Raw genomic sequence first — 23,698 nt, 5'->3', positions numbered from 1 at the left:
GGAGGCCAACATGCTCGACGAGCTCGACCGCAAAATTCTCGCGGCACTCCAGGTAGACAGTAGCCTTTCCATGCAGGACCTCGCCGATCGCGTCGGTCTGAGTTCCACGCCGTGCTGGCGTCGCATCCAGAAGCTCGAAAGCTCTGGCTACATCAAGCGACGCGTCGCGTTGCTGGATGCAGATAAGCTGAATCTGGGTGTCAGCGTTTTCATCGCCGTGCGAACGAACCAGCATAACGCCGAGTGGGTTCAGCGCTTCCGGAAAATCGTCGTAAGTTTCCCCGAAGTGGTCGATTTCTATCGCTTGAGCGGGGACGTGGATTATCTGATCCGGGCTGTGGTCTCGGATATCCGGGCCTACGACGATCTTTATCAGCGGCTGATCGCCAAGATTGATCTGCATGATGTGTCGTCAATGTTCACGATGGAGCAGATCAAGTCGACGACCGAATTGCCGCTCATGAATGCTTCGGTGAAGCAGGGCAGGGGCGATATATCTTCGGCGGCGCATTCCCTGTCGCATTGAGATGCCGCGGCTCCGAAGCTGCCGTATGGAGTGTAATCGTGCGTGTGCTGCGGGCAGCACCGTTCCACAATTTCCGGCTAGAGCAGTACGTGCCGGCCGATCGCATCTGCGTCTTCCACGGTTCGACGGGGGTCGGCAGAGGCATTATGTGCGCCAAACGAAAAACCCGCGGGTTAGGGCGGGATTCAGCGATCATCTCGATTTTGGTCCATCATTCAAAGCCACAAGCGTACCGCCCCCGCGAAGGGAGGCTGTTTCCAGTTCGTTTGAGTCCGGTGATATGGCTGCTTATGCTGGGCGATTGGAACGGGCCGGGAACAGAGTCTCCGGATATTCCCCGTATTCAAGCGCGATTTCCCGTTCTGTTCTGCCGTCAGATGCCTGACTGTCAGGTGGCTCAGTTAGGATAATCTATTGATTCATCAGGGAAAATGATGGTGCTGCCAGACAGGATTGAACTGTCGACCTCTCCATTACCAATGGAGTGCTCTACCACTGAGCTACGGCAGCATGCTGGGTACAGGAATCAGCCTCAAGGGCGCCTACCAAGCGGGGCGATCCTTGCCACAAGGTCGCGGGCGGCGCAAGCGCGGCTGGCACTTCGAATGCATCATTATAACAGGGGTGTGGTCGGCCTGTTGCGGTTGCAGCCGCCTTGCGCTTCGCCATTGGCGGGTCGATCCGGTTCCCCATGGCCTCGACAACCGCCGGCAGAGCCTTCTTTGGCCGGATCATCATCTCGAAGTCGATATCTCGCGTGATCCGTTGAAGGTGGTTATGTATGGAGTCACAGGATCCAATTCGGCGCTCTGCACGCCATTCGATCGACCGTGACAGCCGATGACTGATACGCCGAGCAAACCCGTCAAGGAAAGTGCAACTGCCCGTCAGGACAGGCTGCGCCAGGCGCTGCGTGAAAATCTCAAGCGCCGGAAGGTGCAAATGCGCGGGCGCGCCAGCCAGGCTGGCGATGCCGTCGCAGTCGAGGCGTCATCGGATGCCGATAAGATACAGGACTTCTGTTCAAGACCCGTCGATCCAGATCGGGATTGATGGCACCTATCCTCCGCGTGAGCATGCGAGTTTAAATGTCATCAGAATCCCAGGCATCATCCAGCGCCGAGCTGCCGGTCTATGCGCCGCGGGCAGCGCTGCCGCGTCACGATCAGACTTTCCCCGTGCTGACGGCGGCGGAGATCGAGCGGATGCGCCGCTTCGGTGAGATCCGGCATTACAAGCATGGCGATTGCCTGTTCGAGACCGGCAAGCCCGGTCCTGGCATGTTCGTGGTGCTGTCCGGACATGTGGCGATCACCCAGCGCGACGGTTTCGGCCGCATTACGCCGGTGGCCGATCAGTGCACCGGACAGTTCGTGGCCGAGATAGCGCAACTGTCGGGCCGCGTCGCGCTGGTTGACGGTCACGCTGAAGGCGATGTCGAGACGCTGCTGATTCCGCCGGAACGGCTGCGCGCGCTGCTGATCGCGGAAGCGGATCTGGGCGAGCGCATCATGCGTGCGCTGATCCTGCGTCGGGTGAACCTCCTGCAGGGCAGCGCCGGCGGTCCGGCTTTCATCGGCGCGGCCAATTCCAGCGATGTCATCCGCCTGCAGGGCTTTCTCAGCCGCAACGGCTATCCGCATCATCTGCTCGATCCCGCAACGGACAAGGACGCCGCCGATCTGATCGCGCGCTATACGCCGTCGCCGGAGGATCTGCCGCTGGTGGTGGTCGCCGACGGCACGGTGCTGCGCAATCCGTCATTCTCCGAACTCGCCCGCGCGATGGGCATGATCAGCCATATCGCCAAGGGCAAGACCTACGACGTCGCCATCGTCGGCAGCGGACCTGCGGGCCTGTCCACCGCGGTGTATGGCGCGTCGGAAGGTTTGTCGATTGCGGTATGCGATGCCAAGTCATTCGGAGGGCAGGCCGGCGCCAGCGCGCGGATCGAGAATTATCTCGGCTTTCCCACCGGCATCTCCGGCATGGCGCTCACGGCACGGGCCTTCAATCAGGCACAGAAGTTCGGCGCCGATATCATGATCCCGGCGGCCGTGAAGTCGCTGGACTGTTCACGCAAGGACGGATTGTTCGCTCTTGAACTCGACGACGGCGATGTAATGCGTGCCAAGGCCATCGTGGTGGCATCGGGCGCACGCTATCGCCGGCCGGACATCGAGAGGCTCGCCGATTTCGAAGGTCGCGGCGTCTGGTACTGGGCATCTCCGATCGAGGCCCGGCTGTGCAGGGAGCAGGAAATCTACCTGGTCGGCGGTGGCAATTCTGCAGGTCAGGCGGCGGTGTTTCTCGCGAGTCAGGCCAACAAGGTGCATATGGTGATCCGCGGCGGCGGCCTCGGTGCCAGCATGTCGCGCTATCTGATCGAGCGCATCGAGGCGACACCAAATATCGAGCTGGTGTTCAACACCGAAGTCGTCGCGCTCGAAGGCACGCATGAAGCGGGGCTCGAACGGATCTGCACCCGTAGTCGGCTGTCCGGCGAGGAGTCCTGCGCTGACATCCGCAATCTGTTCCTGTTCGTCGGCGCCGATCCGGCCACCGAATGGCTGGCGGATTGCGGCGTCACGCTCGATCGTCATGGTTTCATCATCACGGGGATCCCCTCCAATGGCCGCAGCGTGCAGGCGCTGGAGACGTCGGTGTCCGGCGTCTTTGCGGTCGGCGATGTACGCTCGGGCTCGGTCAAACGCGTCGGCGGCGCGATTGGCGAGGGCGCCCAGGTGGTGGCAGCGCTGCATGGTTTTCTCGGCGATGCGGCCACTCCGACCCTTTAGGCCAGCAACGGGAGATCCTCATGTCCAAAGGTTGCACCCATATCTCCGGCATTCGCGACGTTACGCCGAGCGCACTCGGCTGCGAGGAATGCCTGAAGACGGGCAGTATGTGGGTGCACTTGCGGATCTGCCGGACCTGCGGTCACGTCGGGTGCTGCGACGACTCCCCGAACAAGCACGCGACCAAACATTTCCACGCCACGAAGCATCCGATCATCGAAGGCTATGATCCGCCCGAAGGTTGGGGTTGGTGCTATGTCGACGAAGTCATGTTCGATTTGTCGGATCGAAAGACTCCGCACAACGGGCCGATTCCGCGCTACTACTGAGATGATCGCCCGACTCGGGCGATGTTTCAGTGGGGACATCATGTACATTTTTACGATCGGACGTCGGGCTTTGCTCGGTATGCTGCTGGCCGTCCTGGCAGCACCGTTTCTCCCCGTATCCGCATCGGCGCAAGCTCCGCAAAGCCACTTCGCCACCGTCAACGGCGTTAAGCTGCATTATCTCATTGCGGGCAAGGGCGATCCGATCGTGCTGCTGCACGGCTATGCCGAGACCAGCCATATGTGGCGCCCACTGATTGCGAAACTTGCGGCCAGTCATACGGTGATCGCACCGGATCTGCGCGGCTTCGGCGATTCCGACGCGCCGGCTGATGGCTACAACAAGGCGGCGATGGCGCGCGATATCCATGCGCTGGTGGTTAGCCTGAAATATCCCAAGGTGAAAATTGTCGGCCACGACATCGGCCTGATGGTCGCCTATGCCTATGCTGCGCAATATCCGAGCGAAGTCGATCGCATCGCGCTGATGGATGCCTTTTTGCCTGGTGTCGGCGATTGGACGCATGTCTGGCTGCTGCGCGATCTCTGGCACTTTCATTTCTACGGTAAGACGCCGCTGGCACTGGTTGCGGGCCGCGAGCGGATTTACCTCGAGCACTTCTGGAATGATTTTGCCGCCGATCCGAAGAAGTCGGTGCCGGAGAAGGATCGCGTGTTCTACGCCAAGGCCTATGCGAAACCCGGCCACATGGCGGCGGGCTTCGAGGTCTTCCGCGCCTTCGAGAAGGATGCTGCAGAATTCTCAGAGCTCTCCAAGACCAAGCTGCCGATGCCAATGCTGGTTCTTTCCGGCGAGAAGGCTGGTGGGGCATTCCTGATCGAGCAGGGGCGTCTGGTCGCCACCAATGTCGATGGGGTCATCGTCAAGGGCGCCGGTCATTGGCTGATGGAAGAGGCCCCCGATCAGGTGATCCCGAAACTGGTTGAATTTCTCAACAAGTAGGATTGCGCGGTTCTATTGATCGAACGCGAAAGTCTTGAACGAAACGGCGCCCTGCACGCAAATGTATATGATGAGTGTCAGCCAAAAATCATTGGCAAGTTCCCGTGCTGCACCCTAAGATTTGAGGAGTTCTAAAGCAGGGGTGCATCATGGTCTTAGGGATGAGTTTGGCGACATTCACGCTGGTTCACGTTGTACTTAGCCTGGTCGGCATCGTTGCCGGCCTGATTGCGATGGTCGGTCTCTTGAAGTCCACTACGATGCGCGGCTGGACCGGTCTGTTTCTGCTGACGACGATCCTGACCAGCGTGACCGGCTTCTTTTTCCCGGTCGAAAAGTTGCTGCCGTCGCATGTCATCGGCATCATTTCGCTGGTGCTGTTGGCGATCGCCTGTCTAGCGCTGTACGGCCAGAAGCTGGCGGGGCCATGGCGCTGGATTTACGTGCTGACCGCAATGATCTCGCTTTATCTCAACGTGTTCGTCCTGGTGATCCAGAGCTTCCTGAAGGTGCCGCCGCTGCACGCGCTGGCGCCGAGCGTGCCGCCGAGCGAGCCGCCTTTTGCGATCGTTCAGGGCATCGTACTGGTGTTCTTCGTCGTCACGACCTTTCTTGCTATCAGGAAGTTTCGCCCGCTGTCTGGCGGGTTTGCCTGATCGCAAGAAAGCGTCGGGCGGCTAGGTCTTCGCCTTCCGTGTGGGCGGCTCGTCGAGGGCCGCCCGGATATCCGCAAACATGCGCCTGACCAGCAAGTCCGGTTTCTCGCGTGCGCCCTGGGTCAGCCAGTTCTCGCTCGCAATCCGGATAGCGCCGGTGGTGATCATCGCTACCAGCCGCGCCCTCGTCCGACCGGCCTTGTCGCTGGCGCGCGCCGCAAGCGCCTCAGCCATTGCGCGCTCCATCTTCTCGTATTTGACCTGTTCGCGCGCCTGCAGCGCGGGTGTCTCTTTTTTCAATCGCGCAATGGCGATGGCGTCCTCGGGATTGAGATGCCGGGTCATCGTCAGGATCGCGTTTTCGGCCGCGGTGATCATCGATTCCTCCGCAGGGCGTTCAGCGATCGCGGTGGTCATGGCATCGGCACTACGGTCCTGCCAAGCCACCACGACGTCTTCCTTGGATGCGAAATAATGGAAGAAGCTGCGGCGCGAAATCTCCGCGGCGGTTGCGATGTCGTCCAGCGTGGTGGCCTCGTAGCCTTTGGCCAGAAACAGCTTCATGGCCGCTTCCGTCAGCCGCTGCAGGGTCTGTTCACGCTTGCGTTCGCGCAGCCCCGCGGTTGCGGTGCTGCCGGCAGCATTGCTTTTCGGTTTTGATTTCAGGGGCTTGGCGGTGTTCATCGACCTCAAGATAAGACCTGCCTGCACCTATTGCAAATTTGCACTGAGTGCACATTTAGCCTTGCGCAGGCGTTCGCGCCGCTGATCGGATGTGGGGAGACAGAGATGAGCGATTGGACCACCAGGGACATTCCGCCTATGGCAGGCAAACTTGCCGTTGTAACCGGCGCGACTGGAGGCCTCGGTTTCGAAACGGCTTTGGCGCTTGCTGGGGCCGGCGCCGAGGTCGTGCTGACCGGGCGCAATGACACCAAGGGTAGTGAGGCGATTGATCGAATCTGCGAGCGATGTCCTCATGCCATTGTCAGTTATGAGACCCTTGATCTGGCCAGCCTCGCCTCAGTCGCATCATTTACGCGCCGTTTCGGCGCGATGTACTCGTCGCTCGATCTGTTAATCAACAATGCCGGCGTGATGGCGCTGCCGGTGCGGCAGACGACGGCTGATGATTTCGAGATGCAGTTCGGCACCAACTATCTCGGCCACTACGCGCTCACCGCGCGACTGCTTCCGTTTCTGCGCCGGGCCAATGGGCCGCGCGTGGTGAACCTCTCCAGCCTCGCACACCGCTCCGGCAAGATCGATTTCGACGACCTGCAGGGTATGGTCTCCTATTCGCCCGGGAAGGCCTATACCCAGTCGAAACTTGCTATGCTGATTTTTGCCATCGAGTTGCAGCGCAGAAGCGATGCCAACGGGTGGGGGCTGATGAGCAATGCCGCACATCCGGGCTTCGCGCGCACCGATCTGATCGCCAAGGGGCCTGGAAATTCCGGATGGATGGCATTGGCCGGCGCGGTGCTTGGCCCGCTTTTCAGCCATTCTGCAGCCAGCGGCGCATTGCCGACCTTGTTTGCTGCGACTTCTCCGCACGCTCAGAAGGCCGGGTATTATGGACCCAGTGGCTTTTACGAAATGAAGGGTCCGCCGGTCCCCGCGAAAATTATGCCACAGGCCAAAGACGCCGCCGTGGCGGCACGCCTGTGGGATGTCTCGGCTGAACTGACCAGCGTATCGTTCGATCAGGTCGCGGCCGCTGCATGAATTCGGAATGCAGCAATGACGAGGCGACGGGAAATCAGATGAAAGTCATCCTCTTCGGCGCAACCGGCATGGTCGGGCAGGGCGTGCTACGCGAATGCCTGCTGGATCCCGGAGTTGAAGCGGTTCTCGTCGTCGGGCGGAGCCCGACGGGCCAGAGCAATGCCAAACTGCGTGAGATCACGCATAGTGATCTTTTCGACCTGTCGGCCATCGCGCCTGACCTGACGGGCTATGACGCCTGCCTGTTTTGCCTCGGGGTTTCTTCGCTGGGCATGAGCGAGCCGGACTATCGCCGGATTACCTACGACATCACCCTCGTGGTGGCGAATACGTTGGTGCGGCTCAATCCGGCGATGACTTTCGTTTACGTCACCGGCCAGAGCACCGACAGCACCGAGCAAGGCGGCGTGATGTGGGCGCGGGTCAAGGGCAAGACCGAGAACGATCTGCTCAAGCTGCCGTTCAGGGCGGCCTACATGTTTCGCCCCGGGGGCATCCAGCCGCTGCACGGTGTGAGGTCCAAGACCGGCTGGGTGCAGGCGATCTATACGGGCACCGGGCCGCTATGGTCGTTGTTGAACCGGATCGCGCCGAAATACGTCACGACGACCGAAAAACTCGGTCGCGCCATGATACGGGTGGTTCGCAACGGCTATTCCAAGCCCATTCTTGAGACGGATGATATCAACCTGGTCGGTGCCTAAACCGGCCGATTCGGCCCTTTTACAGATTTGCGGCCGGCCTCATCGAAAAACCGCAAATTTCGACGCTTTTGCTTTAAAGAGGCCATCCGCCCTATAGTCGGGGCACAGCAATCAGCGGGAATCGGTATGGATCGCATTCGCATCGTCGGCGGCAGCAAACTCAATGGCACAATCCCGATTTCGGGCGCCAAGAACGCGGCGCTGCCATTGATGATCGCCGGTCTGCTGACCGACGAGACGCTGATTCTCGACAATGTGCCGCGTCTGGCCGACGTCGCGCAATTGCAGCGTATTCTCGGTAATCACGGCGTGGATATCATGTCGGCGGGCAAGCGTCCCGGCGACCATGAATATCAGGGCCAGACCCTGCACATCTCCGCCGCCAATATCATCGACACCACTGCGCCCTATGAGCTGGTCTCGAAGATGCGCGCCTCGTTCTGGGTGATCGCGCCGCTGCTGGCGCGCATGCATGAAGCCAAGGTGTCACTGCCAGGCGGCTGCGCCATCGGCACTCGTCCGGTGGATCTGCTGATCATGGCGCTGGAGAAGCTCGGCGCCGAGCTCACCATCGACGGCGGCTACGTCATCGCCAAGGCTCCCGGCGGCCTCAAGGGCGCCGAGATAGATTTCGCCAAGGTCACCGTGTCCGGCACCCATGTCGCGTTGATGGCCGCGACGCTGGCCAAGGGCACGACCGTCATCAAGAATGCGGCGTGTGAACCGGAGATCGTGGACGTCGCCGACTGCCTGAACAAGATGGGCGCGCGCATCACCGGCGCCGGCACCACGACGATCACCATCGAGGGCGTGGCCAAGCTGAATGGCACACGCCACACCGTACTGCCGGATCGCATCGAGACCGGCACCTATGCCATGGCCGTGGCGATGACCGGGGGCGACGTGCAGCTCTCAGGCGCTCGGCCTGAATTGCTACAGTCGGCGCTCGACGTACTGGTCGAGGCTGGCGCGACGGTGACGCCGAACAATGACGGCATCCGCATCTCGCGCAACGGCTCCGGCATCAAGCCGGTGAACGTGTCGACGGCGCCATTCCCGGGCTTCCCGACCGATCTGCAGGCGCAGTTGATGGCGCTGATGACCACGGCCTCGGGCTCCTCGCATATCACCGAGACGATTTTCGAGAACCGCTTCATGCATGTGCAGGAGCTGGCACGCTTCGGCGCGCGAATTCACCTCGACGGTGAAACCGCGACCATCGACGGTACGGCCAAGCTGCGCGGCGCGCCCGTGATGGCGACCGACCTGCGCGCCTCGGTCTCTCTGGTGATTGCCGGCCTCGTCGCGGAAGGCGAGACCATGGTCAACCGCATCTATCATCTCGATCGCGGTTTCGAGCGGCTCGAGGAAAAGCTGTCCGCCTGCGGCGCAACCATCGAGCGCATCAGCGGATAGGGTTCTCTAGGGGGCGTCGTGACGGGTCAACGCAAGCTGATTGCACTGGATGCCGACGACCTCGCGGTGATTTCCGCGCATGTGCAGGATGCGGCTGTCAATGTCGGCGACATCATCTGGCGGCAAAGCGAGAAGCGGCTCGTGGTCGGCATGAGCCGGCTCGACTGGGATCAGACGATTTCAGGGGAAGTCACGCCGCGCCGGCTGGTCTCGGCGCTGCGGTTCGACCGCGTGCTGGCCTGCAAGTCCAGGGATATCGATCTCGACACGCCCGATGTCGCTCTGGAACTGCTTGGCATTGAATTCCATCATGGCGAGGCGCCGAGCGGCAGCGCGGTCCTAATGTTTGCCGGCGGCGGTGCCCTGCGGCTCGACGTTGAGTGCCTTGAGGTCGAACTGGCCGATCTCGGCCCGGACGATCTGACCAGCGATGCCGGCACCGAGGCCTCCGGCCTGGACGCCTGATCCGCTATTCATCCTTTCCATGGCAGCACAGGGTTGACGGCCCTTAGCCGCCGCGCCATTGAGCAGGGGGCCTTGGCCGGCAAGGCCCCGCCGGAACACCAGAATGCCAATTCGTATTGATACCGCCAGCGCCGATTTCACCCAGCGCTTCAATGCTTTCCTGACCATGAAGCGTGAAGTCGCTGCTGATATCGAGGCTGCCACCCGCGCCATTGTCGATGACGTCGCCGCCCGTGGCGACGCAGCGCTGCTGGAGGCCACCCGCAAGTTCGATCGGCTGGACCTCAGCGCCTCCGGCTTGCGCGTGAGCCCGGCCGAAGTCGATGCCGCCGTCGCCGCTTGCGATGTCGAGACCGTCGACGCTCTCAAATTCGCCCGCGACCGGATCGAGCTGTTTCACAAGCGCCAGCTGCCCAAGGACGACCGCTTCACCGATGCGCTGGGCGTTGAGCTCGGCTGGCGCTGGAGCGCCATTGACGCTGTTGGCCTCTATGTGCCCGGGGGGACTGCTGCCTATCCATCGTCGGTCCTGATGAATGCCGTGCCGGCCAAAGTCGCCGGTGTGGAGCGCGTGGTGATGGTGGTGCCGTCGCCGGACGGCAAGCTCAACCCGCTGGTGCTGGCCGCGGCGAAGCTTGGTGGCGTGTCCGAGATCTATCGCGTCGGTGGCGCACAGGCCGTGGCCGCTTTGGCCTATGGCACCGCGACCATTGCGCCGGTGGCCAAGATCGTTGGTCCCGGCAATGCCTATGTGGCCGCAGCCAAGCGCCAGGTGTTCGGCAAGGTCGGCATCGACATGATCGCCGGCCCCTCAGAAGTGCTGGTCATTGCCGACGATACCGCCAATGCCGACTGGATTGCGGCGGATCTCCTCGCGCAGGCTGAGCACGACGTCAATGCGCAGTCGATCCTGATCACGGACAGCAAGGCGCTGGCCGATGACGTCATCCGCGCGGTCGAGGCGCAGCTTACCACGCTCCCGCGCGCGGCCATCGCGCAGGCGTCATGGGACGACTATGGCGCTGTCATTCTGGTACAGACAATGGACGAGGCCGTGAAGCTGGCCAATGCCATCGCCGCCGAGCATCTTGAGATCATGACTAGAGATGCCGATGCCCTGTCGTTGAAGGTCCGCAATGCCGGCGCGATCTTCCTGGGCAATCATACGCCGGAAGCTATCGGCGATTATGTCGGCGGCTCGAACCACGTTTTGCCGACGGCGCGCTCGGCGCGATTCTCGTCGGGCCTAGGCGTACTTGACTTCATGAAGCGAACATCGATCCTGAAGTGCGGGCCGGATCAGCTACGGGCGCTGGGACCGGCTGCGATGACGCTGGGCAAGGCCGAAGGTCTCGATGCCCACGCACGTTCAGTCGGATTGCGCCTCAATTTGCGATGAGTAACGCCCCTCCACCAGAGGATGACAGCAACAACCGCATCGTGGCGGTGACGCTCGATGAGGAATCGATCGGCCGTTCCGGGCCGGATATCGAGCATGAGCGCGCGATCGCGATCTACGACCTGATCGAGCAGAATCTGTTCGCGCCGGAAGGTGCGCATGTCGGCCCGTTTACGCTGCATATCGGCATCACCGGCAGCCGGCTGATGTTCGACATCCGCCGCGAGGACGGCACCCCTGTCGTCGCGCACCTTCTGTCGCTCGGGCCGTTCCGCCGCATTGTGAAGGACTACTTCATGATCTGCGACAGCTACTATCAGGCGATCCGTACGGCCACGCCGGACAAGATCGAAGCCATCGACATGGGCCGCCGCGGTATCCATGATGAAGGCTCGCGGACGCTGCAGGAACGCCTGGCCGGCAAGGTGCGGGTCGACTTCGAGACATCGCGGCGACTTTTTACGTTGATCTCTGTCCTTCACTGGAAGGGCTGAGCAACGCATGATCCCGAAAAGTGGATTCCGGTTTTCGGACCAGGTCATGCGCCAGAAAAAGCGAGCGTAAGCGGATGGCCGCGCCGCCACGCGCGCGCACGCCGCAGGCGGTGTTGTTTGCCTGTGGCCAGAACAGCGTGCGTTCGCCCATGGCCGCCAGCCTGTTGCAGCAGATGTTCCCGCAGGCGCTGTATGTGAAATCCGCCGGGGTGAAAAAGGGGGAGCTCGATCCCTTCGCGGTGGCCGTGATGGCCGAGCTCGGCCAGGACATCTCCAGGCACAAGCCCATGACCTTCGCGGAACTCGAGGATTGGGAAGGGCTCAATTTCGATCTCATCATCACGCTCTCGCCGGAGGCGCATCACAAGGCGCTGGACCTGACGCGCACCGATGCCGCTGAGGTCGAATACTGGCCGACTGTGGATCCCACGGGAACCGAAGGTAACCGCGAACAGAAACTGGCCGCCTATCGCGAGGTCTGCGATGGCCTGTTACTGCGTATCCGCAAACGTTTCGCCAAAGGCGGCGCTGCCAGCGGGTAAATGCTAAAGCACATTCGTCATTCCGGGGCGCTCGCCCCTTGGCGAGCGAACCCGGAATGACGAGTATGTGGAGGCAGTTGTCTCACCATCCCCCTTCCGATAGGTTCCGGCCGCATTTCCAGGATCATCAGCCCGCATGCTCGGCCGTCCCAAATTCGTTCTCGCCTCCGGTTCGCCCCGCCGTCTGAGCCTGCTCAATCAGGCCGGGATCGAACCCGATGCACTGCGTCCCGCCGATGTCGACGAGACCCCGAAGCGGGGCGAGTTGCCGCGCGCCTGCGCCAATCGTCTGGCCCGCGCCAAGGCGGAAGCTGCGCTCAAATCCGTCCAGCTCGATGACGAACTGCGCGGCTCGTTCATTCTTGCAGCCGATACCGTGGTCGCTGTCGGCCGCCGTATCCTGCCCAAGGCGGAGCTGGTCGATGAGGCCTCGCAGTGCCTGCGCCTGCTGTCGGGCCGCAACCACCGCGTCTACACGGCGGTCTGTATCGTGACCCCCAAGGAAAGCTTCCGGCAGCGGCTGATCGAGACCAAGGTACGCTTCAAGCGGCTCAACGAGGAAGACATCTCGACCTATATCGGCTCCGGCGAATGGCGCGGCAAAGCCGGTGGCTATGCCGTGCAGGGCATCGCCGGCTCCTTTGTGGTCAAGATGGTTGGCTCCTACACCAATATTGTCGGCCTGCCGCTTTACGAAACCGTGTCACTGCTCGGAGGCGAAGGCTTCCCGATCCGTTTCGGTTGGTTGAATGCAAGCTAAAGCGTCCAAATCCGGCGAAAAGCCGTGCCCCATCTGCGGCAAGCCCGTTGTCGAGGCGTCCAAGCCGTTCTGCTCCGAGCGCTGCCGTGATGTCGATCTCAATCGCTGGCTGTCGGGCTCCTATGCGATTCCCGGCAAACCGACGGATGACGAGGATGCCGAATAGGCGCGACGGGCGATCGCGCTGCGCCAGTCAATCCGAAGCGGCCATTTCCCATTGTTTTGACGGCAAAATCTTCGTTCACAGAATTGCCATCGGGCGGGTGGACAGGGCCGATTTGGCTGACTATAAACCGGCGCTCCCTGGACCTGATCCGGGGCGGCGCCCAGGTAGCTCAGTTGGTAGAGCATGCGACTGAAAATCGCAGTGTCGGTGGTTCGATCCCGCCCCTGGGCACCATAGGCTTACTAAGCCTTTGTCCCCAAAGACAATTCAGTGAAAACAATGACTTGAGGGCTACCCGGTAATACACACGGGTGATACACATGCCCCTTGCAATGTCACGTCCTTGGAAGCACCCCAAAACGGGGATCTATTGGCTGCGAAAACGCGTTCCGGACGAGCTCATTACGCTCGTGGGAAAGCGTGAGGAACTTCGCACGCTCGGGACCAAGGATCCCGCGCTGGCGAAAGTGAAGCATTCCGCCGCCCTGGCTGAAATCGAGGCGAAATGGGCCAATCTCAGATCCGGCCAGAAGAGCCTGAGTGAGCGTGAGGCGCATCATCTTGCCGCGGCATTCTACGACAGATGGTTACAGCGATACCTGGAAAATCCGAGCCAGCAGACTGATTGGCGCGTGGATCTAGGTCCGCGGCTTTTTCAGCCCAGCCCGATCTCGGCGAATTACGAGTTCCTCTACGACGCCGCTGCGATCGTCGTAGATAGGGATGAGCTACGGGTCCGAGAAATGGAGCGGTGGTGCCTGGAATGGGCCGATAGCTGCGCCTCAAATGTCGGCCTTCGACTGGCCGGAAGCGACAACAGGATATTGGCTCGCGCGATCGGAGCTGCGGTTCAGCGTGCCAGTGTCGCTTTGCAGCAGCTGTCGCAAGGCGTCGGCGCGGCGGCGCCTATCGCTGCGAGCAGCTCGCCTATCTTACCTTCAATGCCCTCTCAGGAGCCATTCGCATTCAACGATCTGGTTGACGGTTGGGCTAAAGAGCGCCGTCCTGTTGAGAAGACGTTGTATGAATGGTCACGCGTCGTGAAACAGCTGGTCGCGTTCTTAAAGCATGACAATGCTCGGGCCCTTACTGGCGACGACATGGTTCGCTGGAAAGAAGCGATGTTGACCGAGGGTCTTCGGCCCAAGACGATCCAGGATGCCAAACTCGCACCAGTTCGGGCGATCCTTCAGTGGGGCGTCGCCAATAAGAAGCTGAGCTCGAATGTTGCGGATGGAATTTCGCTCGACACTCGAAGCAAGCAGAGTGAGAAGAAGCGAAGCTTCACCGACGAGGAGGCTAAAATTGTTCTGGTCGCCGCAACGGCGTCTTCGGATCCGGTGAAACGTTGGGTGCCATGGATCGGGGCTTATTCCGGAGCTCGCGTATCTGAGATCTGCCAATTGCGTCGCGAGGACGTGGTCGAGATCGACGGCATCTGGTGCATGAAAATCATGCCGGAAGCTGGCTCGGTGAAGACGGCAGGATCCGAGCGAATTATTCCGGTGCATCCGGCTCTTGAGGAAAGTGGTTTTCTGAAATTTGCCCTTCAGAAAAAAGCCGGCCCCATATTCTCCGAGCTACCGCCAGACAAATTCGGGAAGCGCGGTGGCAACGGGACAAAGGTGATCGGGCGCTTTGTTAGGCAACTTGGCATCACGGATCCTCGCATCTCTCCGAGCCACTCTTGGCGCCACCGCATGAAGACGCTAGGACGTCGCTACAGCCTCGCGAAAGATATTCTGGAGGCCATGACCGGTCATGGTTCAAAATCGGTGGCTGACGCGTACGGGGAATTTCCGGTCGAAGCATTGTATCGTGAAATCTGTAAGATCCCTCACTTGAACATTGATCCGACTAAAGGACCGTCAGGCTCATAACCTGAAGGTCATAGGTTCAAATCCTATCCCCGCAACCAAACATTCCAATGGGTTATGGTGATTCCATAGCCCATTTTTTGTGAAAAACCCCCTTACACAGGTGTTACACAAAACACCGTGGAAGGAGGTCAGGATGATCACCCATGAATTGATGGGCGGTAAGCTCCACGTTTATAAACGTGAGAACAGCAATTACTGGCAGTGCTCCACCTACCTGAAAGGCCGGAACCGGCGAATCAGTACGAAGGAAGAGAGCCTCGCCCACGCCAAGCAGTTCGCCGAGGACTGGTATTTGGAGCTGCGGGGAAAATCCCGGGCCGGTTTGCTCATCAACGAAAAAACCTTCCGGCAAGCCGCGGAGCAGTTCCAGAAGGAATATGAGGTCATCACCGAGGGGCAACGCAGTCCCCGGTGGATTGAGGGCTACGCCATTCGGCTGCGTCTGCACCTCTTGCCCTTCTTCGGAGACCTAGCTCTTTCTCGAATCACGCCAGGCAAGGTCCAAGAGTACCGGGTTCACCGGATATCGACTTCAACGACCGGCAAGGCGCCCGCCCGCAGCACCATCCACGATGAAATCGTGACCATCCGGCAGGTGTTGAAGACGGCCATCCGTCACGAATGGCTCGCGCACCTTCCGGATTTCTCACCGGCCTACAAGACATCGGGCAAGGTCGTACACCGGCCCTGGTTCAGCCCGGATGAATACAAGCAGCTCTACGGTGCCACCCGCGCCCATGCCAAGGCTAGCCAGATCCATCATCGCTGGAGGGCGGAGCAGGTCCACGATTACGTCCTGTTCCTCGCAAACACCGGCCTGCGGCCGGATGAGGCCAAGAACCTCCAGCATCGGGACGTGACCATTGTTGAAGATGCCCACAGCGGTGAGCGCATCCTGGAGATCGAGGTGCGGGGCAAGCGGGGCATCGGTTACTGCAAGAGCACGCCCATGGCGGTGAGCCCATACGAGCGGCTGCTGGCCCGTCCCAAATACACCAAGCAGGGCAAAGCACGGGCAAGGGCCAAGGCACCGCCGTCAACCGAGGCGCCGCAATTGCCAAAGCCGACGGACCACGTGTTTCCAGGCAACCACATCAAATTATTCAACGGGGTGCTTGATCGGAGCGAACTCAAACTTGATAGGGATGGCAATCGCCGGACTGCGTACAGTTTGCGACATACCTACATCTGCATGCGGTTGATGGAGGGAGCTGATATTTATCAGATTGCCAAGAACTGCCGGACCAGCGTGGAGATGATTGAGAGGTTCTATGCCGCTCACATTAAGAATCGGCTGGATGCAGCGGCGATCAATGTGGTTCGAGCAAAGCCGAAGGTGCGGCGGAAGCCCGTAGTGCGACCCAAAGACGATACTGAACTCTATGAGCAGGCCTAGTCAGCCTGCTTCTTAGAGGGCCGAGGGGCCCTTCTCTTTTACGAACCGGTAGCGGTTCGCTTTTTGCGCATAGGCGCTCTTACTAATCTTGGTCAGACCGAGGTGGTCACTGGCTGGAGCCGAATGGCCTATCGCCCGGACAGCCGCTTTTTCGACGTAGCTTTCCTGTTTTTGGGGGCTGTTTGTGAAGACCTCTTCTTAGCAACGTGGACTGGCCTGCCATCAGCAACCTTGCTTGTTAAGCCTTTCAAACGGGCATCAATGACTTCTCCAATTATCTTTGCGGACTCCAAAAGAGCGGCCAAGTCGGCTTGCACATCCACAAGACTTTCAATTTCAAGTTCAGTAGCGGTTGGTTCTCTCTTTTCGGAGGCGTCAAGCGCTTCACTTGCGTCAACAAAGCGCCTCACAATCCTCACGTCGGTGTCTGCTTCCAGCACCCTTGCTGCATCGAGCCAAGCCTTGGGCGGCTTTCCGGAGGCGTACGCGGCATAGGTGAAGCAAAAGTTGACTAGGGCACGCGTTCCGCGGTCCAAACTTTTTGCAAGGTCGATGAGCTGCCGCGACGCAGGGGTAGCGCCATCGATGGCTTCATTGGCGGCTCTATAGCTGAAGTATCGCTCACGATCCGGATCGAAGCTTTCCAGAGCCCGAATGATCGCATCGTAGTTCTCAAAAGGTGCATCGCCACGTGGGAAAACCGCACGATGCTTCCAGAATTTCATAATAGTGTCGACTAGCTCGGCACCAAGAACATCCTTTGCCGCACCTTTGGCGTTCTTGTGTTCGGTAAACTTCTCCGCGAGATGATGCGTGATCCACTGACCCAAGATGTCGTCATCCGGCTTAAGCTTGAATTGCTCAACGAGCGCTTCGCCAAGTGCCAATACTTCTTTGGTAATCTTCGATCGTTCCGTCGGCACGGAAGATGAAGAATTTCTCGAACGACTTGGTTTTCTTTGTTTCGCCGCCATGCCTGCCCCTATACTCTTGCTCCAGCCTCCGTTCGATGTGAACGCCAACGATCAGATCCATCTTCTCTGATTTGAGGAAGGACGATAGCACGTCTGCTTGAATCTGGAGTAGATGGCCGTGCGATTTCGTTTCTCGCGATCTCCATGAACCATCGTCGTATCTTTCAGGTAGGTCCGACCAAATGATCTGCTCCGCTGCCACTGACGTTAGCCCCTCCATTTTCCAGGCTTTCGCGGGCAGGGGTGCTGCTTTCAAGTTCAGCTGTGCTTCAATGACCTTACCAAGTGAGCGCCGACCTGAACCAATTGCGTTTGTGAAAGGGTCTTTCTTGTCGAGTCCTCCATCATTTCTGATGTCAATCAACCATCCCGTAAGTTTGAATGGCATGACACTAAACCCTCGATCAAATTCGTCTTCGTTTTCCCGCTCATCTGGGAAGTGATACCCCCATCGATGGTCGTTCCGCATCTGCAGGGCGCGTGCGAGTGATGATGCTGTAGCTGGATTAATCAGAGCGCTGGAAATGTCGGTGCGCATTTCGCGCGTCGGAAACGCTGAGACCCAGGAGCCATCCACACGGATAATGCTCCGATTCTTTCCCTCTGAGGGAAACAGCGCGGCCAGGAAATCTTGATGTGATGTGCGGCTTACCCATCTGCTTTCATCCTCCTTGCCGGGGAGCCAAAATTGATCTTCTAGCGGCTTCGGGTCGCGTAGGTCCGAGAGCCATGCTGGCGACTCCGTGAGCGATAGTTCAGAAAGCCAATAGCTAAATGAGCCCCACCTATCGTCCGTCTTCCACAATGGATACTTCTGCAGAAACTCGGACACCACGCAGAGTATGGCATTCCATTCAAGGTAGTATCCATACCGTTCAATGAGCGGCCGCCCGCCCTTATGTGAATGTGAGAGACTCTGATCGCGGTCGCTGTAACGGCTTTTGCGGGGTTCAAGATCCCAATAGTGGACCTTGTCGGGTGTGTGCCATTGGTCGATTAGCCAATACTCCAGGCGCTCGAATAGTTCTTCCTTCGTAAGGCCAACAAACATCCTAAGAACGGGCAATAGCATATGCTCCACGGTGTCGTAGCCGAAGTGGTGCCGTTCATCCTTCCTTTCGCCTCGATCAATGCCGGGATACTTGTTTTCCTTGCGCTGCTTGGGCTTAAACGGCGAGATATTGATCTTACGAATTTTGTTCTTTAGGTCGGAATCAAGCTTGGCATGCTTCGTGTCATCCAGTGCTTGGAGCGCGGCTTTGGCATGTTCACGAATGAGCAGATGAGGCTGTGTCTCATCGAGCGCAATTGTAATGAGTTTGGCATGAATGCCCATTAGAGCTGTTGGCGCCTCGTTCGCAATCCTCGCGGCGGCCATTGCGGCCCAAAGCCGCGCGGCCAAGAAATAAAATGGCGCGGACGGCGCTCGAAAGACGTCATCTGATACACGGTCGAAGTTGGCGTAGATTGCATTCAAAGAGGCGGTGTCATCCATTCTCGCTAGTCGTCGCGCGGCGTGGGCTGCACGCCATCTAATGCGTGTGTCGACGTCGCTCATAAGCGCAAAGAGAAAGCGACCGACCGCAGCGTTTAGATCTTCTGGCAAATCATCCGGTTTCAGATCTTTCTCATCATGTAGGACGCGCTCGTTCAGACGAAAAAGATACCAGTCAAATACTTCATGGGCCTCTTGAGACGTTAAGAGGATGGCCATGAGCTCGGCAATACCGAACAGTGATTCGCCGCCTAGAGAAAGACCGATGCCCTCTAGAGCTTCGGTTATGATGTTGAGTTTATCGGAATCTGGAAGGTGAGTGGCCGCAAGCAATTCCTTCAAACCAGTAGAATGATGCCTGCCATAATACCGGCCCGTGAGGCCGGAGAAACAATGCACGATAACGGATGGTAGCGACCTTGAGCACCACTGCTGGACTGATGGTATCGATTCCCATGCCGATAAAGCGGCCAGGATAACGGATGCGCGTGTTGATTCGCTAAATGCGTTAATATTGCTTATCGCCAAGGCATCAAGAAAGAGCACACGATCGCCCGGCGATGAGGTGACGCTGATCATCTGGCTCAGGAATGATACGGTGTCGAAGTAACCGCCCGTCTTGCGGGCGGCGTCATATTCTGCCTCGATTGCTGCTTGGGTAACGAAGCGTTGCCCGACAAGACTTGGGACAGTGCGCTTCTCGGCCTTCACCTTTGGTGGCCTTGTTCTTCTGGCATCTAGATATTGAAACGTCTCAGCAAGCCGTCGAAATGCGGGGAGGCGATCTCCCTTCAGGGGTTTGGCAGCATCCAGCAAGACCCCTGCTTGGGCGGCTATAAGGCCCGGTTGCTCTAACAGCAAGCACTCCACTGCCAACTCTTCCAGGACGAGGTTGGCAGGCACCTCCTCAACGCTTCGCAGCCCATTGACGATGTCTGCCTTAAGCTGATCTGGAGCATAATCTATAAGGGTCAACAGCGAAGTCGCAGCAGATGGAGAGAGGCCTCCAAGTCGGGTGACCTCTGCCAGAAACAATCGCAGGGATTCAGAGAGGCCGTGCGTGCCTTGGTCCGACCAGCGGGAAACCGCCGCGAGGGCCGTTGGCGCATGAAGCCGTACAAGGCAGTTTATGCTTCCTTCCCATGGGAAATGTTCTTCGTTGCGAAGGCGTTCTGCTATTTCAGTGAACACGTTTACTGAGATAGGAACCGCGGCCGTCCTCGCATTCTGGTTCCATTTCGTGGAATGAACGGTGAGGGCATGAAGCACCTCGATTTGATTCATTGCCTCCCGGTCAATCTGCTGGGCCAGAACGACGGCTTCTTCAAAGAAAGCGCGCGCGTCGGGTTCGCTGAAATTCAGCGAAAGGCGACTAAACTCAATTGCAGCATTGACCTTGTCCGAAGCTGGCTCTCTCGCCAACCGAATCCCGTCTCTTCTCTCTGCAAGCGACTGCAGGACGAAATCACGGCTTTCATCGCGCAAGAGTAAGAAGCGCCAAAGTGGGACAAGGCGATGCGCAAACGGGTCGTTATAATCGAACGATGCCAAACCGGCGGCTTTTGTAAAAAGAGCTTTCCAGGAGGCTCCCCTAAGATGCATCAAACTAAGAACGCTGAGGGCTGCTCTCGGCTTGATGCCGATGCCTGCATGGCGTTTGAATAGATAGTCCTCATAACCAAAGCCTGTGATTTCCTCGACGAGGGTGTCATCAATGCTTCCGTTCTTGGCGTGATGTTGCAACAAAGGGATGCGGCTCACATAGACCTTGAACGCGGTTGAGACGATCTGCCGTTGTTCGCTGTCGAGTGGAGGCGAGGACGACCGCTCTTGCGGCTTTGCCTTCGCGCTACGACGCTTCTTTCGGGGATTCGTCGCCTTTGGCTTCTTCCCTTCGGGATCGATGAACTTTAGAAATTCGTCGGCTGTTGTTGGCAATTTGTCGAGCGTCCGTCGAAGGAGCCAAGCCCTCAGCAGTATGTCGAGGATGTCGGCGTCAAAGGACGAGGACTGTTTGTCAAACTTCCGGTCGAAATCGGCAATGAGTTTCAGCGCTTTGCGAATTGATAGTTCGGAGACGCCAATGGAAAAACCAATCTCGCATGCGGTGACTACCAGCCCATGGAGTTCAGGGGTCCATCTATCCTGGGACGATACATAGCCAATTCCGTTTAGTGGTGCGATCAATGCCCGACGCAATCCGAGCAATGCCCGCTCTAGGTCTTCAGCTTGAATCGTTGCTCCCGATAGGGCCAGCGGTACGAGGAGTAGGATTTTCCATGCCGACGGTAAGAGGCCGTCATCCACCGCCTTCTGCACTATACCTGTGTTGCCGCGCGCGATAAGCTGAGGAATGAGTTTTAGCGCAACCTGAATCCGGGCGTGCGGTGGCTTCCAACGCATCATGTCTTGATATGCGCTGGCAGGACCCTCTAGAAGCGCTATGGTTTCTATGCGGGCGACCAGGTCGTCCGTTTCGACTTTCCAATCCCCTCGATCTTCCTCTGGCACGCGCTTTCGACGTTCCAACCACTCATCGTAATAGTATAGCTGTTCGCGTGCTTGGATGACGTTTCCAGCTTGCGCAGCTCGCGCCGCATCCTGAATGAGAACCCGCCCCTGGCTCTTGGTTCTGTCGGAATCCGATAATACAAGCCTAACCAGCGACGATCGAGCAAATCGCGTCGAAAGATCCGGGTGCTGATTGAGGATATCCGCCAGGAAGGCTTCATCTTTTGAGGCTTCCGCACTCAACAGCACGACCTTCATGCTGGCGACCGAGTTACCTGCAGTCCGACAAGCAGACTGGGCAAGTCGCAATCTGCGCAGTTGGACTTCTCTTCTAATGATGGGATCAGCGATAGCTGCTGGCGCGAGATCCGTCTCAATAATGGGGAGGATGGCATCCGCTCTCCCGGCGGAGGCGAGGAGGTCTGCATAGTTCACGGCGGCGTAGGTGTCTGAGGTATAGACCGTAGCAAAGTGATCGCAAATGGTCTGCCGCGCCTTTGCTATTTCTGCTTGTCCCTCGGTGCGGATGAAGTCCTCAACATCCTCATCCGCTATCGAAATTCCATCTTCTTCGACGCGAAGGCTGGGTCTTGTGTCTTGAACGAAATCCAGAATCTCCGATTCCTGAACTCCACAGACAGCGGCAAGATGTGCCGGCGGAATGGGAGCGGGCAAGGCCGCAATACTGGACATGTATGTAGGATACAGCCCATCATTTCCGGACCGCTTTGTAGCGTCGTGGAAGAGCTTTCGCAGGACGTCAGCCACGTTCTTGCCGCCAGGACGCAGAGCGTTCAGCGTAGACTCTAGATCGCCGTTGCCTGCGCTCATTGCATAGTCCTGAACGCGCGGCACGCCTCCCGACAAAGCATAAAACTGCTCTATCCAATCCTTGGAGGGTGTTGCGAACTTAAGGGCTACGAACTGCTTTGTTTCCTCAAGGCTGAACGGCGGGCAGGGGACTTCTGAGACATTAGCGGGAAGCTTTAGTGTACCTTTTCTGACGGTGCGCGCACTGAAAACCAACCGCACGTTGTTGGGAAGTATCGATAGATCGGCATTTGCGAGCTCGGTAACGAAGCAGGAATCTTTCGGGTCAGATTTTGCGGCGGCCGTTACCGAGTTGTCTGCGGCGTCTACTCCAAGAACTAGCAAGGCTTCAGGATGTGCTTTGGCCAGAAGTCCGGCTGCAAGTTTCACATGTTCGAGAAACCGCCTGATAAGTAGTGGCGCTTTAGATCCGCGCGCGAGTAGGAACGGAATTCCAAGCGTTAGGGCAAGCTCGTTTGCGATTTGCGTGAACGCATGTTCGGGCAGGTGCCTGCGATCATTAGAAAAGAGATAACGTCCGCCGCCGTAACAATCGAAAAGCAATAGAACGGACGACGGAGGTAAGGCCGAACCTAGTTGTATAAGGGTCGTGGTCTTCCCACATCCAGCCCCGCCGTGCAGACACGTTACCTTAGCGCCACGGCTGATCGCTTCAAACAATCTGGTTGTGGGTTCGCGCTGAATGGCACTAGTTATCGATTTGAAATCGCTTTGTGCTGGAAAGAGCCCGGTCTCGGTCGTCACGCCAAACCACGACAAGACCATTTGTCGGGTGACAATTGCGCGGGAATACCCCGGCATCATCAGTTCGCGGATTTGGGACATCAGCTCACGGACGGTCGCACTCTCATCCTCGCCGAGAATCTGGGATACATGCTGGGTGATAGACCGGCGAAGGGAGGACCTTGACGACTTGCCGCACTCCGAGAAATCCAAGCATCGAAGGAAGGCATTCAGGTCTTCACCGTCAAGTCCTGTGGCCGCCTGGATTTTCTGAATATCGCTTGTGAGCTTTGGATCGAGCTTCGAGGGAGAGGGCGTAATTATTGCGCTGATCGCATCGGACACTGCGCTGGAGATGTTCTGATTGCTGATAAAGCGGACGCGCAGCCCAGCATCAGCCTGCATCACCTTCCTCGCGCCACTGAAGGCGTCCGCTAAGCGCCGAAGCGCCGAATTGTTGCCGTCTTTCTTCTTGTTGTATGAGAGGCGTGCGACCGTCCAATCTTGATCCGGGTCGGTCGACGAGTATTTGTGTTGTGCGATGTCGATGTGGGCAGCGCTTTCCAAGGACTGTCCGCCAAAGTAAAGCGCGCAATCGACGCCGTCCCAAACTGAGCGGTCGCTTTCTTCCGCCTCGGTCGCCACGCCTTCAACTGTGAGGGCGCTCAAGCCTAAGGACGGGTTTAGAAGTTCGAGCGCCTGCTGCAGTGCCCAAAGCTCATGAAATTGGTCGCCTGCATTTGACGCGCGAGCGCCCAACGAGTCAGAGCGCGGGGATTCGACGCTAGTCATTACCGCACCTGCCCTAAGTGGGGTCCTGGCGATACGTTCCCCACAATGTTCAGCACTATCGCTCCTTCTCGTTGTCAGAGTTGCAGCTTACAGCTAAGCCGATTCGCTGTCATTCATGTAGCTTCTCCTTCTGTTTGCGATCCGATCCC

The 23,698-nt window shown here is 58.6% G+C and carries 20 protein-coding genes and 2 tRNA genes; 18 read left to right on the top strand and 4 right to left on the bottom strand.

Annotated features, from left to right (window positions below):
* The first annotated feature begins 10 nt into the window (after positions 1 to 10).
* Positions 11 to 526, top strand: coding sequence for an Lrp/AsnC family transcriptional regulator (locus CIW50_RS26785; protein WP_149534203.1), 516 nt, complete (start codon positions 11 to 13; stop codon positions 524 to 526).
* A 435-nt stretch (positions 527 to 961) separates the two neighbouring features.
* Here the strand turns inward: CIW50_RS26785 and CIW50_RS26780 are convergent.
* Positions 962 to 1,036 (bottom strand) — tRNA-Thr (locus CIW50_RS26780).
* Between the two features lie 330 nt (positions 1,037 to 1,366).
* Here CIW50_RS26780 and CIW50_RS26775 point away from each other — a divergent pair.
* From CIW50_RS26775 to CIW50_RS26755, 5 genes are all read left to right on the top strand, one after another.
* Positions 1,367 to 1,579, top strand: coding sequence for a hypothetical protein (locus CIW50_RS26775; RefSeq protein WP_149534202.1), 213 nt, complete (start codon positions 1,367 to 1,369; stop codon positions 1,577 to 1,579).
* A gap of 35 nt (positions 1,580 to 1,614) precedes the next feature.
* A complete protein-coding gene (locus CIW50_RS26770) occupies positions 1,615 to 3,324 on the top strand; it encodes an FAD-dependent oxidoreductase (protein WP_149534201.1) in 1,710 nt (569 codons plus the stop codon).
* 20 nt (positions 3,325 to 3,344) lie between these two features.
* Positions 3,345 to 3,653 (top strand): UBP-type zinc finger domain-containing protein, encoded by a 309-nt coding sequence (locus CIW50_RS26765; RefSeq protein ID WP_149534200.1) that lies wholly within the window; start codon positions 3,345 to 3,347, stop codon positions 3,651 to 3,653.
* 40 nt (positions 3,654 to 3,693) lie between these two features.
* Positions 3,694 to 4,617, top strand: a complete 924-nt coding sequence (locus CIW50_RS26760) for an alpha/beta fold hydrolase (protein WP_149534199.1) — start codon at positions 3,694 to 3,696, stop codon at positions 4,615 to 4,617.
* A gap of 149 nt (positions 4,618 to 4,766) precedes the next feature.
* Positions 4,767 to 5,273, top strand: coding sequence for a hypothetical protein (locus CIW50_RS26755; protein ID WP_149534198.1), 507 nt, complete (start codon positions 4,767 to 4,769; stop codon positions 5,271 to 5,273).
* Between the two features lie 21 nt (positions 5,274 to 5,294).
* Here CIW50_RS26755 and CIW50_RS26750 read toward each other — a convergent pair whose 3' ends face one another.
* Positions 5,295 to 5,957: a TetR/AcrR family transcriptional regulator gene (locus tag CIW50_RS26750; RefSeq protein ID WP_149534197.1), complete on the bottom strand. Its 663-nt coding sequence runs from the start codon at positions 5,955 to 5,957 to the stop codon at positions 5,295 to 5,297.
* Between the two features lie 105 nt (positions 5,958 to 6,062).
* Between CIW50_RS26750 and CIW50_RS26745 the strand changes: the two genes are divergently transcribed.
* From CIW50_RS26745 to CIW50_RS26690, 12 genes are all read left to right on the top strand, one after another.
* On the top strand, positions 6,063 to 7,001 hold the full coding sequence (locus CIW50_RS26745) for an SDR family oxidoreductase (protein ID WP_149534196.1): 939 nt from the start codon (positions 6,063 to 6,065) through the stop codon (positions 6,999 to 7,001).
* 38 nt (positions 7,002 to 7,039) lie between these two features.
* Complete coding sequence (locus tag CIW50_RS26740) at positions 7,040 to 7,705, top strand: Rossmann-fold NAD(P)-binding domain-containing protein (RefSeq protein WP_149534195.1); 666 nt, start codon at positions 7,040 to 7,042, stop codon at positions 7,703 to 7,705.
* 126 nt (positions 7,706 to 7,831) lie between these two features.
* A complete protein-coding gene (gene murA, locus CIW50_RS26735; RefSeq protein WP_149534194.1) occupies positions 7,832 to 9,121 on the top strand; it encodes a UDP-N-acetylglucosamine 1-carboxyvinyltransferase in 1,290 nt (429 codons plus the stop codon).
* A gap of 18 nt (positions 9,122 to 9,139) precedes the next feature.
* Complete coding sequence (locus tag CIW50_RS26730; protein ID WP_149534193.1) at positions 9,140 to 9,586, top strand: DUF2948 family protein; 447 nt, start codon at positions 9,140 to 9,142, stop codon at positions 9,584 to 9,586.
* Positions 9,587 to 9,689: 103 nt separating this feature from the next.
* The gene (gene hisD / locus CIW50_RS26725) at positions 9,690 to 10,985 is read left to right on the top strand and encodes a histidinol dehydrogenase (RefSeq protein ID WP_149534192.1); all 1,296 of its coding nucleotides are present in this window, start codon (positions 9,690 to 9,692) and stop codon (positions 10,983 to 10,985) included.
* Positions 10,982 to 11,479, top strand: coding sequence for a UPF0262 family protein (locus CIW50_RS26720; RefSeq protein WP_089266102.1), 498 nt, complete (start codon positions 10,982 to 10,984; stop codon positions 11,477 to 11,479). Before hisD ends, CIW50_RS26720 begins: the two co-directional genes overlap by 4 nt.
* A 74-nt stretch (positions 11,480 to 11,553) precedes the next feature.
* Positions 11,554 to 12,021: an arsenate-mycothiol transferase ArsC gene (locus CIW50_RS26715; protein WP_149534191.1), complete on the top strand. Its 468-nt coding sequence runs from the start codon at positions 11,554 to 11,556 to the stop codon at positions 12,019 to 12,021.
* A 136-nt stretch (positions 12,022 to 12,157) separates the two neighbouring features.
* A complete protein-coding gene (locus tag CIW50_RS26710) occupies positions 12,158 to 12,781 on the top strand; it encodes a Maf-like protein (protein WP_149534190.1) in 624 nt (207 codons plus the stop codon).
* The gene (yacG, locus tag CIW50_RS26705; protein ID WP_092145259.1) at positions 12,771 to 12,947 is read left to right on the top strand and encodes a DNA gyrase inhibitor YacG; all 177 of its coding nucleotides are present in this window, start codon (positions 12,771 to 12,773) and stop codon (positions 12,945 to 12,947) included. The genes CIW50_RS26710 and yacG overlap by 11 nt, the downstream gene beginning before the upstream one ends.
* Positions 12,948 to 13,105: 158 nt before the next feature.
* Positions 13,106 to 13,181, top strand: a tRNA-Phe gene (locus tag CIW50_RS26700).
* 86 nt (positions 13,182 to 13,267) lie between these two features.
* The gene (locus CIW50_RS26695; protein WP_149534189.1) at positions 13,268 to 14,827 is read left to right on the top strand and encodes a site-specific integrase; all 1,560 of its coding nucleotides are present in this window, start codon (positions 13,268 to 13,270) and stop codon (positions 14,825 to 14,827) included.
* A 133-nt stretch (positions 14,828 to 14,960) separates the two neighbouring features.
* On the top strand, positions 14,961 to 16,223 hold the full coding sequence (locus tag CIW50_RS26690; protein WP_149534188.1) for a tyrosine-type recombinase/integrase: 1,263 nt from the start codon (positions 14,961 to 14,963) through the stop codon (positions 16,221 to 16,223).
* A 128-nt stretch (positions 16,224 to 16,351) separates the two neighbouring features.
* Here CIW50_RS26690 and CIW50_RS26685 read toward each other — a convergent pair whose 3' ends face one another.
* Positions 16,352 to 17,197 carry a hypothetical protein gene (locus CIW50_RS26685; protein WP_149534187.1) on the bottom strand — a complete coding sequence of 282 codons (846 nt, stop codon included), beginning with the start codon at positions 17,195 to 17,197 and terminating at the stop codon, positions 16,352 to 16,354.
* Complete coding sequence (locus CIW50_RS26680) at positions 17,085 to 23,549, bottom strand: hypothetical protein (RefSeq protein ID WP_149534186.1); 6,465 nt, start codon at positions 23,547 to 23,549, stop codon at positions 17,085 to 17,087. Before CIW50_RS26680 ends, CIW50_RS26685 begins: the two co-directional genes overlap by 113 nt.
* Positions 23,550 to 23,698 lie beyond the last annotated feature (149 nt).

This window comes from Tardiphaga sp. P9-11, assembly GCF_008329525.1.
GTDB lineage: Bacteria > Pseudomonadota > Alphaproteobacteria > Rhizobiales > Xanthobacteraceae > Tardiphaga.
This window is presented reverse-complemented; position numbering and strand designations above follow the sequence as displayed.

Bases quoted from the DNA above. Each gene is read 5' to 3' on its own strand.
- CIW50_RS26745 (WP_149534196.1), top strand. From the start codon at position 6,063: ATGAGCGATTGGACCACCAGGGACATTCCGCCTATGGCAGGCAAACTT.
- hisD (WP_149534192.1), top strand. From the start codon at position 9,690: ATGCCAATTCGTATTGATACCGCCAGCGCCGATTTCACCCAGCGCTTC.
- yacG (WP_092145259.1), top strand. From the start codon at position 12,771: ATGCAAGCTAAAGCGTCCAAATCCGGCGAAAAGCCGTGCCCCATCTGC.
- CIW50_RS26720 (WP_089266102.1), top strand. From the start codon at position 10,982: ATGAGTAACGCCCCTCCACCAGAGGATGACAGCAACAACCGCATCGTG.
- CIW50_RS26680 (WP_149534186.1), bottom strand. From the start codon at position 23,549: ATGACTAGCGTCGAATCCCCGCGCTCTGACTCGTTGGGCGCTCGCGCG.
- CIW50_RS26690 (WP_149534188.1), top strand. From the start codon at position 14,961: ATGATCACCCATGAATTGATGGGCGGTAAGCTCCACGTTTATAAACGT.
- CIW50_RS26685 (WP_149534187.1), bottom strand. From the start codon at position 17,197: ATGGCGGCGAAACAAAGAAAACCAAGTCGTTCGAGAAATTCTTCATCT.
- CIW50_RS26750 (WP_149534197.1), bottom strand. From the start codon at position 5,957: ATGAACACCGCCAAGCCCCTGAAATCAAAACCGAAAAGCAATGCTGCC.
- CIW50_RS26775 (WP_149534202.1), top strand. From the start codon at position 1,367: ATGACTGATACGCCGAGCAAACCCGTCAAGGAAAGTGCAACTGCCCGT.
- CIW50_RS26770 (WP_149534201.1), top strand. From the start codon at position 1,615: ATGTCATCAGAATCCCAGGCATCATCCAGCGCCGAGCTGCCGGTCTAT.
- CIW50_RS26760 (WP_149534199.1), top strand. From the start codon at position 3,694: ATGTACATTTTTACGATCGGACGTCGGGCTTTGCTCGGTATGCTGCTG.
- CIW50_RS26765 (WP_149534200.1), top strand. From the start codon at position 3,345: ATGTCCAAAGGTTGCACCCATATCTCCGGCATTCGCGACGTTACGCCG.
- CIW50_RS26695 (WP_149534189.1), top strand. From the start codon at position 13,268: ATGCCCCTTGCAATGTCACGTCCTTGGAAGCACCCCAAAACGGGGATC.
- CIW50_RS26785 (WP_149534203.1), top strand. From the start codon at position 11: ATGCTCGACGAGCTCGACCGCAAAATTCTCGCGGCACTCCAGGTAGAC.
- murA (WP_149534194.1), top strand. From the start codon at position 7,832: ATGGATCGCATTCGCATCGTCGGCGGCAGCAAACTCAATGGCACAATC.
- CIW50_RS26755 (WP_149534198.1), top strand. From the start codon at position 4,767: ATGGTCTTAGGGATGAGTTTGGCGACATTCACGCTGGTTCACGTTGTA.
- CIW50_RS26710 (WP_149534190.1), top strand. From the start codon at position 12,158: ATGCTCGGCCGTCCCAAATTCGTTCTCGCCTCCGGTTCGCCCCGCCGT.
- CIW50_RS26740 (WP_149534195.1), top strand. From the start codon at position 7,040: ATGAAAGTCATCCTCTTCGGCGCAACCGGCATGGTCGGGCAGGGCGTG.
- CIW50_RS26715 (WP_149534191.1), top strand. From the start codon at position 11,554: ATGGCCGCGCCGCCACGCGCGCGCACGCCGCAGGCGGTGTTGTTTGCC.